We start from the raw sequence: 14,710 nt of genomic DNA, 5'->3' as shown, positions 1-14,710 counted from the left end.
TTATTTGTGCATGATGAGGTTCATAAACTCCTCACGCGTTTTAGCCTGATTGAATGCTCCTGTAAAATCTGAAGTGGTTGTGATGGCATTTTGTTTCTCAACACCGCGCATCTGCATGCACATGTGCTTGGCTTCAACAACGACCATCACTCCTAGCGGGTTTAGTGTTTGCTGAATACATTCTTTGATTTGAAGAGTCATGCGTTCCTGCACCTGCAAACGGTGAGAAAAGATGTCGACCACACGGGCAATCTTGCTCAATCCCGTAATGTATCCGTTAGGAATATAAGCCACATGCACTTTGCCGTAGAAAGGCAACATGTGGTGTTCGCAAAGCGAGAAGAAGTCTATGTCTTTCACAATCACCATCTGGCTGTATTCTTCTTTGAACTTGGCAGAGCGCAGTACTTCGTGCGGGTCCATGGTGTAACCTTTTGTTAAGGTAAGCATGGCTTTGGCAACACGCTCGGGCGTCTTCAATAATCCTTCACGTTGCACATCTTCGCCCAGCAGACTGATAATACTGCGGTAGTGGCCCATTAACTCCTCCAGATGAGGTGAGTTTACTTCTTCTTTTTCTAACATGATCTTTATAATGGAATATTAACTTGTTCTTTGACAATGGAAACTTCTTTGAAAACACCTGTTGATCTCAGCTGACGCATGGTAGCATCGGCTTCTTCGATAGTGCGGAAATCACCTACACGGCACAACCATCGGGGTGAAGTAAAGGTGGTGTAAACCTTCAAATCGGGAAAGTATTCTTTTACCTTGTAGCCAATGTTCTGTGCTTCGGTGCGGGCAGCGCGCGAATTGTTTCCGGCATATACCTGAACCCTGTAACCGGCTACTTTAATGAATTGCTGTTCATCGGGCATCCCTGCCGAGGCGGGTAGTTTTTCTTTTCCGATAGCTGCATCCAATCGTTCGTCCTGATGAATGGTTACCTTACCTTGGCCGGGCACATCGCGCTCCAGGCTCTTGACAATGCTTTGAGCATTCGCCGTAGTGACGGCAAACAACAGAAGTAACAAACTAAAGTAAAACGAATAAGTCTTCATACGCACAGGTTGATAAATAAAAAAAGATTTGCGAACCGGGGGTAACCGGTTCACAAATCAGCATGTTTTTATTATGCATTAAATGCATCGATAATACCTTTGAAATCGGCAACGCTCAAAGCAGCACCACCAATCAAACCACCGTCAACGTCAGGGTTGGCGAACAGTTCTTTAGCATTCGACGGTTTACAGCTTCCTCCGTAAAGGATAGACGTATTGTCGGCCACTTCTTTTCCGTATTTTTCAACGATTGTTGAACGGATGTAAGCATGAATTTCCTGAGCTTGCTCAGCAGTAGCAGTCTTACCTGTACCGATAGCCCAAACTGGTTCGTAAGCCAAGACGATCTTCGAAAAGTCTTCAGCAGAAAGGTCGAACAATGAGCCGGCCAACTGAGCGTAAACTACTTCGTTTTGCTTGTTAGCTTCACGTTCTTCCAACACTTCGCCGATGCAGAAGATAGGAGTCAATCCGTTAGCCAAAGCCAATTGTACTTTATCTTTCAAGATAGCAGGTGTTTCACCGTAGTAAGCACGACGTTCAGAGTGACCCAAGATTACGTATTGAGCACCTGTTGATGCTACCATAGAAGCTGAAACTTCACCGGTGTAAGCACCCGATTCTTTATCGGCACAGTTTTCTGCACCAACACCAATCTTAGCAGCGTCAACAATCGGAGTAACCGATGCCAAGTGAATAAACGGTGTGCAGATAACTACATCACAGTTTTGTTTTTCAGCAGCCAAAGCTTCGTTTAATTCTTTAGCCAAAGCAATACCCTCCTGAAGGGTTTTGTTCATCTTCCAGTTTCCTGCAACAATGTTTTTTCTCATTTTGTTATTTGTTAAAGGGTTAATTAAATTTTTATTTCGATTCTTTCTTTTACGTTCACTACGGCGGATAATCAAGATGTCGAGGCCCAGCACCAGCAACAAAGGCAGTATGTACCACCCGAAAGTAAGCTGCATGGTTCGGTTGTCATTTTCCACCTTCTGCTTGCCCAGCTCCAACGTGTCCAACGATCCGGTTAGTTCATATTCGTCGGGCAAATTATTATCGCTCCATTTATTCAGTATCACTCCGTTTTTAATCAAGATCACCCCGGGATTGGAGCGAATCATGGTTTTGAGTGTTATGTTGTCCATCAGGCAGAACGGATATTCCGCTCCTGTCTGATCGCGCCACACGTCAATCTGTTTCTCTTCGGATGAGGTGAGGCAATAAAACCTATAGCCATACTCTTTGGAGTAGTCATATAGTTCGTTGATCAGATCAATGTTGCTGTCGTCGGCTTCCTCCATGCGATGCGCCACCAATAAGAAGGTGTAACCGGAATCTTGCAATACCTCATCGGTAATGTCATTTCCGCTTTGTATTTCTTGCATGGAGAAATCATGAATGGCAGGCTCGTATCCTTTCTCTTTGAGTATGCTGCGCGAGTCAATGAACGTCCAGGTACTATCCGGATAGTTTTCCAACGTAAATTCCTTTCGTTCTCCGTTCTTCTCAAGTATAAAACGAGTTTCAAAAACACTGGGCTTCGCTCCGGGAGGAATACTCATTCCCTCGGTAATGCTCTTCCCGATCTTATACGGACGGAAGTCAATAACCGGAAGGTTTCTGATGCAATAGGACGAAAATACCAATATATACAGAACCGTATAAAGAGAGACCAGCCATTCGGTCTGAGCGGTCACAAACCTGATAATACGGGCTCGTCCTGCAAAAACGGAAGCGGCAGCCACGAGTAAAACCACATTCTTCCAAAATGTTTGCCAGTTGGTCAGCACCCAAGCATCGCCAAAACAGCCGCAATCGCTCACAGGGTTTGTAACTGCAAGGTAAAGGGTAAGGGGAGTCATAACCAGCATCATCAGAAATGCCAGCGTAGTAGAAGCCCTTTTGCGCACACCGAAAAGTAGAAGTACGCCAACAGAAAACTCAAGAGTGGAAAGAATGACGGAAAATAATAAGGGGAAGAATGCCGGAAACCAGTCGGTCATGCCGAACGCGCTCAGGTAGTCTTCAATCTTATATTGGGTGCCAAGCGGGTCAACAGCTTTCACAAAACCGGAGAATATAAAGAGCCCGGCCAGCAGAAACCTGCACAGATTTACCCAAATGTGCTTTGCAATATGTATTCTGTTATTTTTCAAACTCAAGTTTAATTAATCCGAATACAGAATAATTAATCATATCCATGTAATTGGCATCAATTCCTTCGGAAACGAGTGTTTGTCCCGATAAACTCTCTATCTGCTTGGTACGATGTATCTTCATCAAAATCAAATCCGTATACGAAGTTACGCGCATGCTTCGCCAAGCCTCATCGTAATCATGATTCTTTGCCTGCATCAGTTCAAGTGCCTCGGTGGCATACTTGTCATACAAAGCCAAAGCTTGTTCGTTGGTAATATCTGTCGACTCCGAATAACCCAGCTCCAGCTGAATTAAACCGATGATTCCGTAATTAACAATCGCAATAAACTCAGAGCGTATGCCTTCATCCACCAAAGTAACTCCTTTGGTTTCAATGCTCCTGATGCGATTGGCTTTAATGAATATCTGATCGGTAACCGAAGCCGGACGAAGAATACGCCATGCAGCACCGTAGTCATGTAACTTTTTGGCGAACAAGTCGCGGCACAAGGCTATGACATGTTCAAATTGTTGCTTAGTATCTTTCATTTGTTTACGAATAGATCGCAAAGGTAGCAATAAATAAAGAAAAAAGAAAAGAGGGCACTCTAAATTATATTTAAAGTGCCCTCTCCAAGCAAATTGTTTGTATATTCTTTAAGAACAACGAAGAACCTGTCCCGGTCTGAGTACCGTTCTTCTGCTTATTCTGTTCAGCTTGCAAAGTCTGTCGATTGACACGCCTCTTTTAGCAGCAATCCTCGACAATGTATCTCCTCTTTTAACCTTGTGGTATCTGATAGCACCTTCGCTGGCCAGTTCGCTGTTCGAAGAACCAACGCTTTCATGCCCTCTGATCTTTCTGAATGTATACGTATCGGCTACTACGTCTTGCTTGGGAAAGTCAAACATGTAAGCAGGATTGATAGCGATTCCTAATAAACGGGTTTCGAAGTGTAGGTGCGAACCGGTAGAGCGTCCTGTATTTCCACCCAAACCAATAGGTTCACCGGCTTTTACCGTTTGGTTTTCATCAACCAGTTGTTTGGACAAATGGCCGTATACTGTTTCCAAACCGTTTGCGTGACGAATAACAACATACTTACCATAACCACGGCGTTCAAAATTAACAATGCGCACTTTGCCGTCGAAGGCAGATACAATTGTGTCTCCAATGTTAACCTTGATATCAAGTCCGTTGTGCATTCTTCTCCAACGAGGACCAAAAGGTGAGGTAATACGTGTGTTAGTAGTCGGCATGCGGAAACCGGTCAGATCAATAGTGAAAGATTCCGGAACAATGGCGTCTTTGCCATAAGCGTGTACGTATCGGTTATCCCAATTAGGATAAAGGCTCAATGCAGGATATGCAGCTTGCTCTGCACGAATCTGCTTTTGAAGGGCCAGCGAATCTACGCTTTTAAGTTTTCGATCAATTGGGGCTTGGCGCGCAATCAGGTCCTGAGAAAAAGAATTCAGGCTGATCATAGCAGTTGCGGCAATCAATACTGTTTTAATACAATTAAAATTCATTCGTTTCGTCAATTCGTTAATACTCATCACAGGCATAAATAAAATCAAAAGAAGCCTGCTTATATTCGAATATTTCTTCTGGTTTAAAAAATCTATTTAATTCGGTGGCAGCAGTTTCAGGAGAATCCGATGTATGAACTATGTTTTCCTGATAACTCATACTGTAGTCTCCACGTATTGTACCGGGCGTTGCTGCACGTCCGTTTGTAGGACCAGCCAAAGCATGTACAACCTGAATTGCATCGACACCTTCCAAACAGCAAACGATAACGGGAGCCGCCATCATTGAATTTTTCACGCGCTGAAAAAACGGCTTGCTGCTTAAATGCGAATAATGCTCGCTTAAAATTTCATCCGTCAACTGTACCATTTTCATTCCTGTAAGGTGTAAACCCTTACGTTCAAAACGATTTATTATCTCGCCAACAAGTCCCCTTTGCAAAGTGCAGGGTTTTAATATGACTAACGTTTTTTCGATCATAAAAATAGTACGGTTTCAAAGGTTTTAAGCAATCATTTCTTTCAAAATTCTCCCAAAGATAGTATTTACGATTTAAAAACCAACCACCTGCTTAACTTTTTTTCGTACAAAGTTGGTTATAGATGAGACTTTTTGCGCCCTAAACCACTATAAATAGGGAAGATAGCGGCAAAATATGTTTTTGAGCATATTTCTGCAAACAAACTGCATGTTTAACCGATTTTTAGCTTATAGAAGCCCAGTTAACGTTTGTTTTGCGTAGCGCTTTGAGTTGTTTCCAGAGAACTTCGTTTTCCGGTAAATTGGCATTCGGGTCGCTATCAACAATAGAAGTTGCTATTTCGCGAACGTACTGCAACAATTGTCCGTCGCGCGCCAAATCGGCTATTTTTAAATCGAATGCCATACCACTTTGTTGCGTACCTTCCAGATCGCCGGGGCCCCGGAGTTTTAAGTCGGCCTCTGCAATCTCAAATCCGTCATTGGTACGCACCATGATTTCAAGACGCTTGCGCGTATCTTCGGCCAGTTTATAACCCGTAACCAAAACACAGTATGACTGATCGGCGCCACGCCCTACCCTTCCTCGCAACTGATGCAGCTGCGACAACCCGAATCGTTCGGCATTCTCAATCACCATTACCGAAGCATTAGGCACATTAACACCTACTTCAATGACAGTGGTAGCAACCATGATCTGTGCCTGTCCCGATACAAAAAGTTGCATTTGCGCATCCTTTTCAGCAGCTTTCATTTTACCGTGCACCTTACATACTTGGTATTGAGGAAACTCTTCGCGTATGTGCATAAATCCTTCTTCCAGGTTTTTCAGGTCAATCTTTTCACTTTCCTCAATCAGTGGGTAAACGATGTAGATCTGTCTACCCTCTTCAATCTGCTTACCGATGAATTTGTATAGACTTTCTCTACGATTATCAAATTGATGAATTGTTGAAATGGGTTTTCTGCCCGGTGGCAACTCATCAATCACGGAAACATCCAAGTCTCCGTAAAGAGTCATGGCAAGTGTTCGTGGAATAGGTGTGGCCGTCATCACCAATATGTGCGGAGGGCGTTCGTTCTTTGTCCACAAACGGGCGCGCTGGGCTACTCCAAACCGGTGCTGCTCGTCGATAACAACCAACCCCAGTGAAGAAAAGCGAACGGAGTCTTCAATCACAGCATGCGTTCCTATCAGAATATGAATGTCGCCCGTTAGCAAAGCCGACAAAATCTCTTCCCGTTTTTTCCCTTTCACTCTTCCGGTAAGAAGTTCCACGCGGAGGTTCATTCCGTACAGCATCTCTTTGATGGTTTCAAAATGCTGATTGGCCAAAATCTCCGTCGGTGCCATCATGCATGCCTGATAACCATTGTCAAGAGCCAATAACATGCTCATAAGGGCCACCAGTGTTTTACCGCTTCCCACATCACCCTGCAACAATCGGTTCATTTGTTTGCCGCAGCCTACGTCTTGTCTGATTTCTTTCAACACTCTCTTCTGGGCACCGGTCAGTTCAAAGGGTAGGTTCTTTTCATAAAACGTATGAAACACCGTACCCACATTCTCAAACACGTAGCCGCGATATTTCCGCTGCCTGTCTTTTGAATACCTCAATATATTGAGCTGAACGTAGAAAAGTTCCTCAAACTTAAGGCGATATTGGGCTTTGCGAAGTAACTCGGGACTTTGTGGAAAATGGATGTTTCTCAAAGCCTCCGTCAGTGACATCAGGTGGTAGGCAGAAACAATGCCGGGTGATAATGTTTCGGCTAACGGTTCTTGCAATTGCTGCATCACGGTAGCCATCATCTTCTCAATAGCACGTGAATTTAAGAACCCACGTTTCATTTTCTCCGTTGTATTATAATAAGGCTGCATGCCCATGGAAGAAATTACTAATTCCGAAACGGGATCAACATCGGGATGAGCCAAGTTGATTCGTCCATTGAAAACGGTTGGTTTCCCAAAAACGATATATTCTTGCTGGACTTTATACTTTCCGACGATAAACTTAATACCTTGAAACCAAACCAGATCAACCACTCCCGTTCCATCTGAAAAGTGAGCAATAAGGCGCCTTTGACGCCCTTCGCCAATTGTTTCAAAGCTCAGGATACGGCCCTTCAACTGAATGTAAGGCATGTTCCCATCAATTTCGCGTATCTGGTAAACTTTACTACGGTCAACGTATTTATAAGGAAAGTAATATAGGAGGTCTTGAAGCGAAAAGATATTCAGTTCCTTGTTCATCAACGAGGCACGTTGCGGCCCTACGCCCGCTAAATACTTAATATCACGTGTGGTTAAATCGTACATTACAACAATGCTTCGGCTACCTTCAAATCGAAAGGAGTAGTTAGTTTTATATTTTCACGGTTCCCAGGCGTCAGCGCCACTTTCACACCCATTGCTTCGACTACGGAAGCGTCATCTGTAAACGCTGAAGAATAAGGTTGTTCATATCCTTTGAGCAATAAATCGGCGTTGAAGACCTGGGGCGTTTGCACTAATTTATAAGCAGACCGATCGACCGTTTCACTACCGTTCTTAGTTATATGACGCACTGTGTCAACCACATCCACAACCGGAACAACGGCTTCTTTTGTTAATGCCAACTCATAGCAACGGCTTATCACATCAACAGAGACAAAAGGACGTACGCCATCGTGAACGCCTACGATGGAAGGGGTTTCAATTAAGCTCAGACCGTTTTTCACTGAATGAAAACGGCTTTCACCTCCATCGGCAACACGATGTTTGATAGTAAAATGGTATTCTTCACACAGCTGCTTCCAATAGTTTTGTTGTTCGTGCGGCAGCACAAGAATAATTTCCATCGCAACATCACTGCGATAAAACTGTTCAAGGGTGTGCATCAAGACCGGCCTACCTTTCAAAGGCAGAAATTGTTTGGGTTGTTCTCCACCCATACGCAACCCTTTGCCACCGGCAACAATCAAAACGTACTTCTTCATCAACTAGAGTTTCACTCCCATTCCTTTAATTAATTCTTGCATTTTGGCTTCGCCGACCAGCTCATGAACTAATGCAAGCGAGAATGCCATTGCTGCTCCCGGCCCATTACCGGTAGTAATGTGAGCATCTTCAACAACCGGTGCATTCACCAGCTGAGCACCCGCCAAAAAGCTTTCAAAGCCGGGGTAACAAGTGGCTTTTCGACCTTTGAGTAAACCCAATTTCCCTAAGACCATAGGGGCAGCACAAATTGCTGCTATTTTTTTCTTATTAGCATCTTGCTTCAACAACAATTCATTCAAACCTTCGTGTTTGGACAAATTGTCTGCACCGGGCATGCCTCCGGGCAACAGTAAAAGCAACGCATCACTAAAATCACAATCTTCAAACAAACTGTCACAGGTCAATGAAACTCCGTGAGCACCAATTACAACATCTTCCGATGTAATGCTTACCATCTCCACTTTCAGTCCGGCACGTCTCAATACATCTACCGGCGTCAGCGCTTCGATTTCTTCAAATCCATTGGCAAAAAAAACATAAACAGTTTCCATAATCTATCATTAATAGTGATTTATCTCAAATTGAAGTAATAGGTAATGGTGCCGGTTTGATTATTAACCCCGTCAACGGCGTTGAAGCGGGCTTTCTTTGCAGCATCTTCGGCCGCTTTTCTCAAAACCGGATTAATCGTATTGGTCATATTTTTGTTAAGGTTAATACTCGTATTAATCACAACACCGGCAGGGTTTACAGTAATGTTAACACTCACCTTTCCATCATCTTGCACATTGTATTGAGGACGTGGAAGTCCACCTGCACCAATAGAGCGTCCGCCCAAATCAACGACTCCATAACCTCCTGTTCCGGTAAGAGCTCCGGTAGAAGAGTTACCGGATTTACTTCCCTGTGTTCCTTCGCCTGATGTAGTTCCCCGGCTACCCATGCCAACCCCTTTACCAAATGCACCGGCCACACGTTTACTTGCTAACTCTGCTGCAGCCTTTCGTTCGCGTTCAGCTTCTGCTTCAGCAAGTTTGCGAGCCTCTGCCGCTTTTTCAGCCGCAGTTTTTTCAGTGCGCTTCACTTCTTTTTTCTTACTTTCTGTTTTGCGCTCTACTGCCACGGTCTGCTCGTCGGCTTGGGTTATCAAATCCGGTACATCTGCTGATTCGGCTGGTTTAGAAGGCGCTGCTACTTCCTCCGGCATAATGTCGACATCAACCAAAGTTGACGGGTCGAATTCACCTTGAGCATCAGCCATTTCACCCAGCATAACCGGTACACCGCTCTCTTCTGTGGGAACAGGCACTGAGATGCCTAGCAATACCAACAGAATGATAAGAACCAGATGAACCAGAAAAGCACCAAGTGCAGCTATGTATTTTCCTTTTTCCTCTTTATTCATTCCAATCACTTCTCCTCAGGGGGGCGTGTAGCCAACACCATCTTAAAATGGTTTTCATTGGCAATATTTAATATTCTTACAATTTCACGGTAAGGAACTGATTCATCTGCATAAAGCGCCACATACATCTCGGGTTCCTTATCAGCACAAGCCTGTAAAAAGGATGTTAGTTCTGCCAACTGTAAAGGTTGCTCCTTTTCGTTTCCAAAACCGGCATAAAAGTTTAAGTCTTTATCAATAATGACCCGGGTAAGCGGTTTGGCAGAAGTTTGCTGTTTCCCTTGCGGTAACAGCACTTTGATTGCATTGGGCGACACAACGGTTGAAGTTATCATAAAAAAGATAAGCAACAAGAAAATAAGGTCCGTCATGGAAGCCATACTAAAATTAGGTGATATTTTTGCTCTACGCTTTAACATGCCGTTCTATTATTAGATTATTTCTTTGCGGGTTCGTTTAGCAAATCCATGAATTCCATTGTACGGGATTCCATCTTATTCACTACTCCATCTACCAACGTAACTAAATAATTGTAAGCAAACATGGCTATGATACCCACAATCAAACCACCTACTGTGGTAATCATTGCTTCATAAATACCACCCGACAACAAGGTGATATCAATATTATTGCCGGCATTGGCCATTTCATAAAAAGCTCGTACCATACCGGTAACCGTTCCTAAGAATCCAAGCATGGGAGCACCTCCTGATATGGTTGCCATAATAGTAAGTCCTTTCTCCAATTTGGCCACTTCCAGATTACCCACGTTTTCGATCGCAACTTGTACATCGTTAACCGGGCGTCCCAAGCGACTGATTCCTTTTTCAATCATTCGGGCCGAAGGCGTATTCATAGAACGACAATAACTCAGTGCCGATTTTATCTCGCCACTCAGAATGTAGTCTTTGATTTTCTCCATAAACATAGGGTCTTCTTTGCCTGCTTTACGAATAGCATACATCCTTTCAAACAGGATATAAAAACAAACAACAGAAAATATTCCCAATATAATCATGATCCAACCTCCCTTGATAGCCATATCCAGCATGTTCATCTCGGCCGGTGCTGCAACAGGAGTTAATACCGGATTTGACGTGGCAAGTGAGTCTGTAAGATTGGTGGCCGCTTGTGCCAGTAAATTCATTGTATCCATCAGCGAAGACAGTTTTTATATTCATGAATCGTTTTTTCTAGTCCCAGATATAATGCATCACTAATAAGTGCATGTCCTATAGAAACTTCGTCCATCCAAGGAATGTTTTTATAAAGGAAGTTAAGATTTACTAAACTCAAGTCATGACCGGCATTGAGTCCCATGCCCATACTACGAGCTACCTTGGCTGCTTCTACAAATGGCAATACGGCCTTTTCGGGGTTGTGTATGTATTCCGTAGCATACGGTTCAGTGTATAATTCAACTCTGTCGGCCCCTGCTTTAGCTGCATATTCAACCATCTCAATATCTGCTGAAACAAAAACAGAAGTGCGAATACCTGCATTGTTAAATTCATCAAGCACTTCCGAGAGGAAATCAAAATTCGTTTTAGTATCCCAACCTGAATTGGAGGTTATCTGATCAGGACTATCAGGTACCAAAGTCACCTGATGTGGCTTTACCCGCAAAACCAAATCTATAAAATCAGGCGAAGGATAGCCTTCCATATTAAACTCTGTTTTCAATAAAGGTCTCAGGGCATATACATCTGCTCTTGTGATGTGCCGTTCATCCGGCCGGGGATGAACAGTAATACCTTCAGCACCAAACTTCTCACAATCCAAAGCCACTTTAACAACATCCGGAACATTGCCACCCCGCGCATTGCGCAGTGTAGCGACCTTATTTATGTTCACACTCAATTTAGTCATATTTCTATAATTATTGCGGAATAAGATACCGCAGTCGTTAACTCAATAAATAAAATAATAAGAAAAAAATAATAGTGATCTGAGAAAAAAATCCCATTTTTGCAAAGGTATCTATTGTGCAAATGTAATATTTATTAAGTAAACAGCCGACTTTTGCACATAAAAGATTCCTAAAAAGAGTTGCAGGAACAGACTAATTCGTATTAATTATGAAATTTGCTATCTTCGGAAATACATATCAGGCAAAAAAATCATCGCATGCCAAAGAGTTGTTCAGGTTACTAGAAAAACACCGGGCAGAGCTTTATATATGTCGAGACTTTTACCATTTTCTAACCAATGATTTAAAATTGGAAATAAAAGATGCCACCCTTTTTGATGGAGATCATTTCGAAGCCGACATGATTATCAGTATCGGTGGCGACGGCACCTTCCTAAAAGCAGCTGGCAGAGTAGGAAGGAAAAACATTCCCATTTTGGGCATCAATACCGGGCGACTGGGCTTTCTGGCAGATGTATCCCCGGAAGAAATGGAAGAGACTTTCAATGAAATACATAAAGGTCAGTACAACGTGGAAGAAAGAAGTGTATTGCAGCTTAGCAGTAACAAAAAGAAGATGGAAATACTCCCCTATGCACTCAATGATATTGCCATATTGAAACGTGACAGTTCTTCCATGATTACCATTCATACTTCTATAAACGATGCATATCTGGCTACTTACCAAGCCGACGGATTAATCATTGCTACTCCAACAGGTTCTACTGCTTATTCATTAAGTGTAGGAGGGCCTATCATTGTGCCTCATTCCAATACAATAGCCATAACACCGGTAGCCCCCCATAGCCTGAATATCCGTCCCATTGTTATCCGCGACGACTGGAAAATTACACTTGATGTTGAAAGCCGAAGTCACAACTTCCTTGTTTCCATAGATGGCAGCAGTGAGTCATTCACAGAAAATGATCGTATTACGATTAATCGTGCAGATTATACAATAAAGGTAGTAAAACGTCTTAATCACGTATTTTTCGATACATTAAGAAGCAAAATGATGTGGGGAATAGACAGCCGTAAATAACAAACAAGAATTTCGACTCTGGAGATAGAATAAAAAAAAGACCGGTTCAAACGAACCGATCTTCTTTACTCTAAAGGATATATATTTAAAAATTAAGTTTACTCAATTAAAGAGCACCAACTTCTTTTAATGCACCGTTCACTTTACGAACTGCATCTGCACTAGCTTTGAAAGCAGCTTTTTCAGCCTCGTTCAAAGGAAGTTCCACGATCTTCTCAATACCGTTCTTACCTAAGATTACAGGTACTCCACAGCAAATATCAGTTTCACCATATTCACCTTCCAAAGAAACAGAAGAAGGCACCAACTTCATTTGGTTATGAAGAATAGCTTCAACAACAAATGCTCCGGCAGCTCCGGGTGCATACCAAGCAGAAGTACCTAGCAAGCCAGTCAGAGTAGCACCACCTACCATGGTAGACTTAGCCACTTCTTCTATTTTCTCAGCAGAAAGGAAGTTGCTTACAGGAAGTCCCTTGTATGTAGCAAAACGAGTTAAAGGAATCATAGTTGTATCGCCGTGTCCGCCAATTACCATGCCCTCAACTTCATTGGCATTGCAACCCAAAGCCTGAGACAAGAAGTATTTAAAGCGTGAGCTATCAAGTGCGCCACCCATACCAATGATACGGTTTTTAGGCAATCCCAAAGATTTCAATGCCAAATAAGTCATTGTATCCATAGGGTTAGAGATAACCACAATAATTGCATTGGGAGAATACTTCAAAAGATTCTCAGCTACAGATTTAACGATGCCGGCGTTCACACCGATTAATTCTTCACGAGTCATACCCGGTTTACGAGGAATTCCAGAAGTAATAACTACTACGTCAGAATCAGCAGTCTGGGCATAATCGTTTGTGCAACCAACCAGTGTGGTATCAAAGCCTAACAACTGAGCTGTTTGCATCATATCCATTGCCTTACCTTCTGAAACGCCTTCTTTAACGTCCAGCATTACTACCTCATCGGCTACTTCATTAAAAGCAAGTACATTTGCACATGTAGCACCTACGTTACCTGCGCCTACTACGGTTACTTTTGACATATTACTATATTTTTAAATTGATAATGAATATCGTTATAACGAGCACAAAAATACAACCTAAATAACAATTAAAGAAATATTTCCATAATAATTTTAGTTAAAGAGTTCTGCTCAATCCATCTGAAAACATTATTTTTGCAGCAGTTAATAACTTTACTTTAATTATGAATAAAAAATCTATCGGGATCATTGTCGCTTTTGGCGTATTGGTAGTAGCTATATTATCTGTAGCATACCTATTATACACAGAGAAACAAACCAATAAAGAGCTTGTTCAAGAGTTTAGCCTTGAGAAGGAAGATCTTGAAAATGAATATACACGTTTTGCCACGCAATACGATGAATTAAAACTAACTGTCTCCAACGATTCACTAGCCGGACTGCTTGATCAGGAACAAGTGAAGGTGCAGCGTTTACTGGATGAACTACGTACCGTAAAAAGCAGTAACGCAACAGAGATACGCAGGTTAAAAAATGAATTGGCCTCTCTCCGTAAAGTAATGATTAGCTACATCAATCAAATTGATTCGCTCAACCGCTTAACAGCCCAACAGAAGCAGGTTATTGCCGAGGTTACTCAGAAATACAACGATGCATCTCGTCAGATATCTAATTTATCTGAGGAGAAAAGTCAGCTAAACAAAAAAGTAACACTCGCTGCACAACTTGATGCAACCAACATTTGGGTTGAGCCGAAAAACAAACGCGACAAACGAGCAAAGAAAGTAAAAGATGTGGTTAAATTTAATATTGGATTTACAGTCGTTAAAAATATCACTGCTGAAGCTGGCGAACGTACCTTATATATACGTATCACCAAACCAGATAATGATGTCCTTACAAAAAGTTCCTCAAACACATTTACGTACGAGAACCGTACGCTGAATTATTCGATCAAAAAATACATAGAATACAACGGAGAAGAACAGCAAATCGTGGTTTATTGGAATGTAGAAGAATTCCTGTATGCAGGTAACTACAGAGTTGACATCTTTGCTGATGGTACATTGATTGGGTCACAAAGATTCGCACTTGAATAAGAAATGATATAAAAAGTAGTTTCGCTGTTTTAAGAAAATCAGTGGTTTATAACGGGATTACGGTTATAA

General features: G+C 42.4%; 16 protein-coding genes. 2 read left to right on the top strand and 14 right to left on the bottom strand.

Annotated features, from left to right (window positions below):
• From folE to ACKPCE_RS06190, 13 genes are all read right to left on the bottom strand, one after another.
• Positions 1–585: a GTP cyclohydrolase I FolE gene (folE, locus tag ACKPCE_RS06250; protein WP_319504536.1), complete on the bottom strand. Its 585-nt coding sequence runs from the start codon at positions 583–585 to the stop codon at positions 1–3.
• 5 nt (positions 586–590) lie between these two features.
• Complete coding sequence (locus tag ACKPCE_RS06245) at positions 591–1,061, bottom strand: SPOR domain-containing protein (protein ID WP_319505929.1); 471 nt, start codon at positions 1,059–1,061, stop codon at positions 591–593.
• A 71-nt stretch (positions 1,062–1,132) separates the two neighbouring features.
• Positions 1,133–3,217 (bottom strand): BT_3928 family protein, encoded by a 2,085-nt coding sequence (locus ACKPCE_RS06240; RefSeq protein ID WP_319504535.1) that lies wholly within the window; start codon positions 3,215–3,217, stop codon positions 1,133–1,135.
• Positions 3,207–3,749 (bottom strand): DUF1599 domain-containing protein, encoded by a 543-nt coding sequence (locus ACKPCE_RS06235; protein ID WP_024996654.1) that lies wholly within the window; start codon positions 3,747–3,749, stop codon positions 3,207–3,209. Before ACKPCE_RS06235 ends, ACKPCE_RS06240 begins: the two co-directional genes overlap by 11 nt.
• A gap of 108 nt (positions 3,750–3,857) precedes the next feature.
• Entirely contained in the window at positions 3,858–4,733 is an 876-nt protein-coding gene (locus tag ACKPCE_RS06230) for a peptidoglycan DD-metalloendopeptidase family protein (RefSeq protein WP_276965880.1), read from the bottom strand.
• Positions 4,734–4,749: 16 nt separating this feature from the next.
• Positions 4,750–5,214, bottom strand: a complete 465-nt coding sequence (gene ndk / locus ACKPCE_RS06225) for a nucleoside-diphosphate kinase (protein ID WP_024996656.1) — start codon at positions 5,212–5,214, stop codon at positions 4,750–4,752.
• A gap of 223 nt (positions 5,215–5,437) precedes the next feature.
• Positions 5,438–7,534: an ATP-dependent DNA helicase RecG gene (gene recG, locus ACKPCE_RS06220; RefSeq protein ID WP_319504534.1), complete on the bottom strand. Its 2,097-nt coding sequence runs from the start codon at positions 7,532–7,534 to the stop codon at positions 5,438–5,440.
• Positions 7,534–8,193, bottom strand: a complete 660-nt coding sequence (locus ACKPCE_RS06215; protein WP_319504533.1) for a 2-C-methyl-D-erythritol 4-phosphate cytidylyltransferase — start codon at positions 8,191–8,193, stop codon at positions 7,534–7,536. The genes recG and ACKPCE_RS06215 overlap by 1 nt, the downstream gene beginning before the upstream one ends.
• Positions 8,194–8,196: 3 nt before the next feature.
• The gene (locus ACKPCE_RS06210) at positions 8,197–8,748 is read right to left on the bottom strand and encodes a DJ-1 family glyoxalase III (protein WP_319504532.1); all 552 of its coding nucleotides are present in this window, start codon (positions 8,746–8,748) and stop codon (positions 8,197–8,199) included.
• Between the two features lie 20 nt (positions 8,749–8,768).
• Positions 8,769–9,602 (bottom strand): TonB family protein, encoded by an 834-nt coding sequence (locus tag ACKPCE_RS06205; RefSeq protein ID WP_319504531.1) that lies wholly within the window; start codon positions 9,600–9,602, stop codon positions 8,769–8,771.
• A gap of 5 nt (positions 9,603–9,607) precedes the next feature.
• The gene (locus ACKPCE_RS06200; protein ID WP_276965833.1) at positions 9,608–10,021 is read right to left on the bottom strand and encodes an ExbD/TolR family protein; all 414 of its coding nucleotides are present in this window, start codon (positions 10,019–10,021) and stop codon (positions 9,608–9,610) included.
• Positions 10,022–10,038: 17 nt separating this feature from the next.
• A complete protein-coding gene (locus tag ACKPCE_RS06195) occupies positions 10,039–10,758 on the bottom strand; it encodes a MotA/TolQ/ExbB proton channel family protein (RefSeq protein WP_276992401.1) in 720 nt (239 codons plus the stop codon).
• The gene (locus tag ACKPCE_RS06190) at positions 10,758–11,471 is read right to left on the bottom strand and encodes a pyridoxine 5'-phosphate synthase (protein WP_276965838.1); all 714 of its coding nucleotides are present in this window, start codon (positions 11,469–11,471) and stop codon (positions 10,758–10,760) included. Before ACKPCE_RS06190 ends, ACKPCE_RS06195 begins: the two co-directional genes overlap by 1 nt.
• 209 nt (positions 11,472–11,680) lie before the next feature.
• On the opposite strand from ACKPCE_RS06190, the gene ACKPCE_RS06185 reads away from it, so the two are divergent.
• Positions 11,681–12,553, top strand: a complete 873-nt coding sequence (locus ACKPCE_RS06185) for an NAD kinase (RefSeq protein WP_277639724.1) — start codon at positions 11,681–11,683, stop codon at positions 12,551–12,553.
• A 106-nt stretch (positions 12,554–12,659) separates the two neighbouring features.
• On the opposite strand, the gene mdh is transcribed toward ACKPCE_RS06185, so the two are convergent.
• Positions 12,660–13,601, bottom strand: a complete 942-nt coding sequence (mdh, locus tag ACKPCE_RS06180) for a malate dehydrogenase (RefSeq protein ID WP_319504530.1) — start codon at positions 13,599–13,601, stop codon at positions 12,660–12,662.
• Between the two features lie 164 nt (positions 13,602–13,765).
• Here mdh and ACKPCE_RS06175 point away from each other — a divergent pair, with 164 nt between their 5' ends.
• A complete protein-coding gene (locus tag ACKPCE_RS06175) occupies positions 13,766–14,641 on the top strand; it encodes a DUF8429 coiled-coil domain-containing protein (RefSeq protein ID WP_319504529.1) in 876 nt (291 codons plus the stop codon).
• Positions 14,642–14,710 lie beyond the last annotated feature (69 nt).

Source organism: Bacteroides graminisolvens (assembly GCF_963666085.1).
GTDB classification, from domain to species: domain Bacteria; phylum Bacteroidota; class Bacteroidia; order Bacteroidales; family Bacteroidaceae; genus Bacteroides; species Bacteroides graminisolvens.
Note: the sequence above shows the minus strand (reverse complement) of the source record. Positions and strands in the feature narration are given on the sequence as shown.

What these genes read in the sequence shown, in the direction of transcription:
- ACKPCE_RS06205 (WP_319504531.1), bottom strand. Translation starts at nt 9,602, where the DNA reads ATGAATAAAGAGGAAAAAGGAAAATACATAGCTGCACTTGGTGCTTTT.
- ACKPCE_RS06195 (WP_276992401.1), bottom strand. Translation starts at nt 10,758, where the DNA reads ATGGATACAATGAATTTACTGGCACAAGCGGCCACCAATCTTACAGAC.
- ACKPCE_RS06210 (WP_319504532.1), bottom strand. Translation starts at nt 8,748, where the DNA reads ATGGAAACTGTTTATGTTTTTTTTGCCAATGGATTTGAAGAAATCGAA.
- mdh (WP_319504530.1), bottom strand. Translation starts at nt 13,601, where the DNA reads ATGTCAAAAGTAACCGTAGTAGGCGCAGGTAACGTAGGTGCTACATGT.
- ACKPCE_RS06190 (WP_276965838.1), bottom strand. Translation starts at nt 11,471, where the DNA reads ATGACTAAATTGAGTGTGAACATAAATAAGGTCGCTACACTGCGCAAT.
- ACKPCE_RS06185 (WP_277639724.1), top strand. Translation starts at nt 11,681, where the DNA reads ATGAAATTTGCTATCTTCGGAAATACATATCAGGCAAAAAAATCATCG.
- ACKPCE_RS06175 (WP_319504529.1), top strand. Translation starts at nt 13,766, where the DNA reads ATGAATAAAAAATCTATCGGGATCATTGTCGCTTTTGGCGTATTGGTA.
- ACKPCE_RS06245 (WP_319505929.1), bottom strand. Translation starts at nt 1,061, where the DNA reads ATGAAGACTTATTCGTTTTACTTTAGTTTGTTACTTCTGTTGTTTGCC.
- ACKPCE_RS06235 (WP_024996654.1), bottom strand. Translation starts at nt 3,749, where the DNA reads ATGAAAGATACTAAGCAACAATTTGAACATGTCATAGCCTTGTGCCGC.
- folE (WP_319504536.1), bottom strand. Translation starts at nt 585, where the DNA reads ATGTTAGAAAAAGAAGAAGTAAACTCACCTCATCTGGAGGAGTTAATG.
- ACKPCE_RS06215 (WP_319504533.1), bottom strand. Translation starts at nt 8,193, where the DNA reads ATGAAGAAGTACGTTTTGATTGTTGCCGGTGGCAAAGGGTTGCGTATG.
- recG (WP_319504534.1), bottom strand. Translation starts at nt 7,534, where the DNA reads ATGTACGATTTAACCACACGTGATATTAAGTATTTAGCGGGCGTAGGG.
- ndk (WP_024996656.1), bottom strand. Translation starts at nt 5,214, where the DNA reads ATGATCGAAAAAACGTTAGTCATATTAAAACCCTGCACTTTGCAAAGG.
- ACKPCE_RS06200 (WP_276965833.1), bottom strand. Translation starts at nt 10,021, where the DNA reads ATGTTAAAGCGTAGAGCAAAAATATCACCTAATTTTAGTATGGCTTCC.
- ACKPCE_RS06230 (WP_276965880.1), bottom strand. Translation starts at nt 4,733, where the DNA reads ATGAATTTTAATTGTATTAAAACAGTATTGATTGCCGCAACTGCTATG.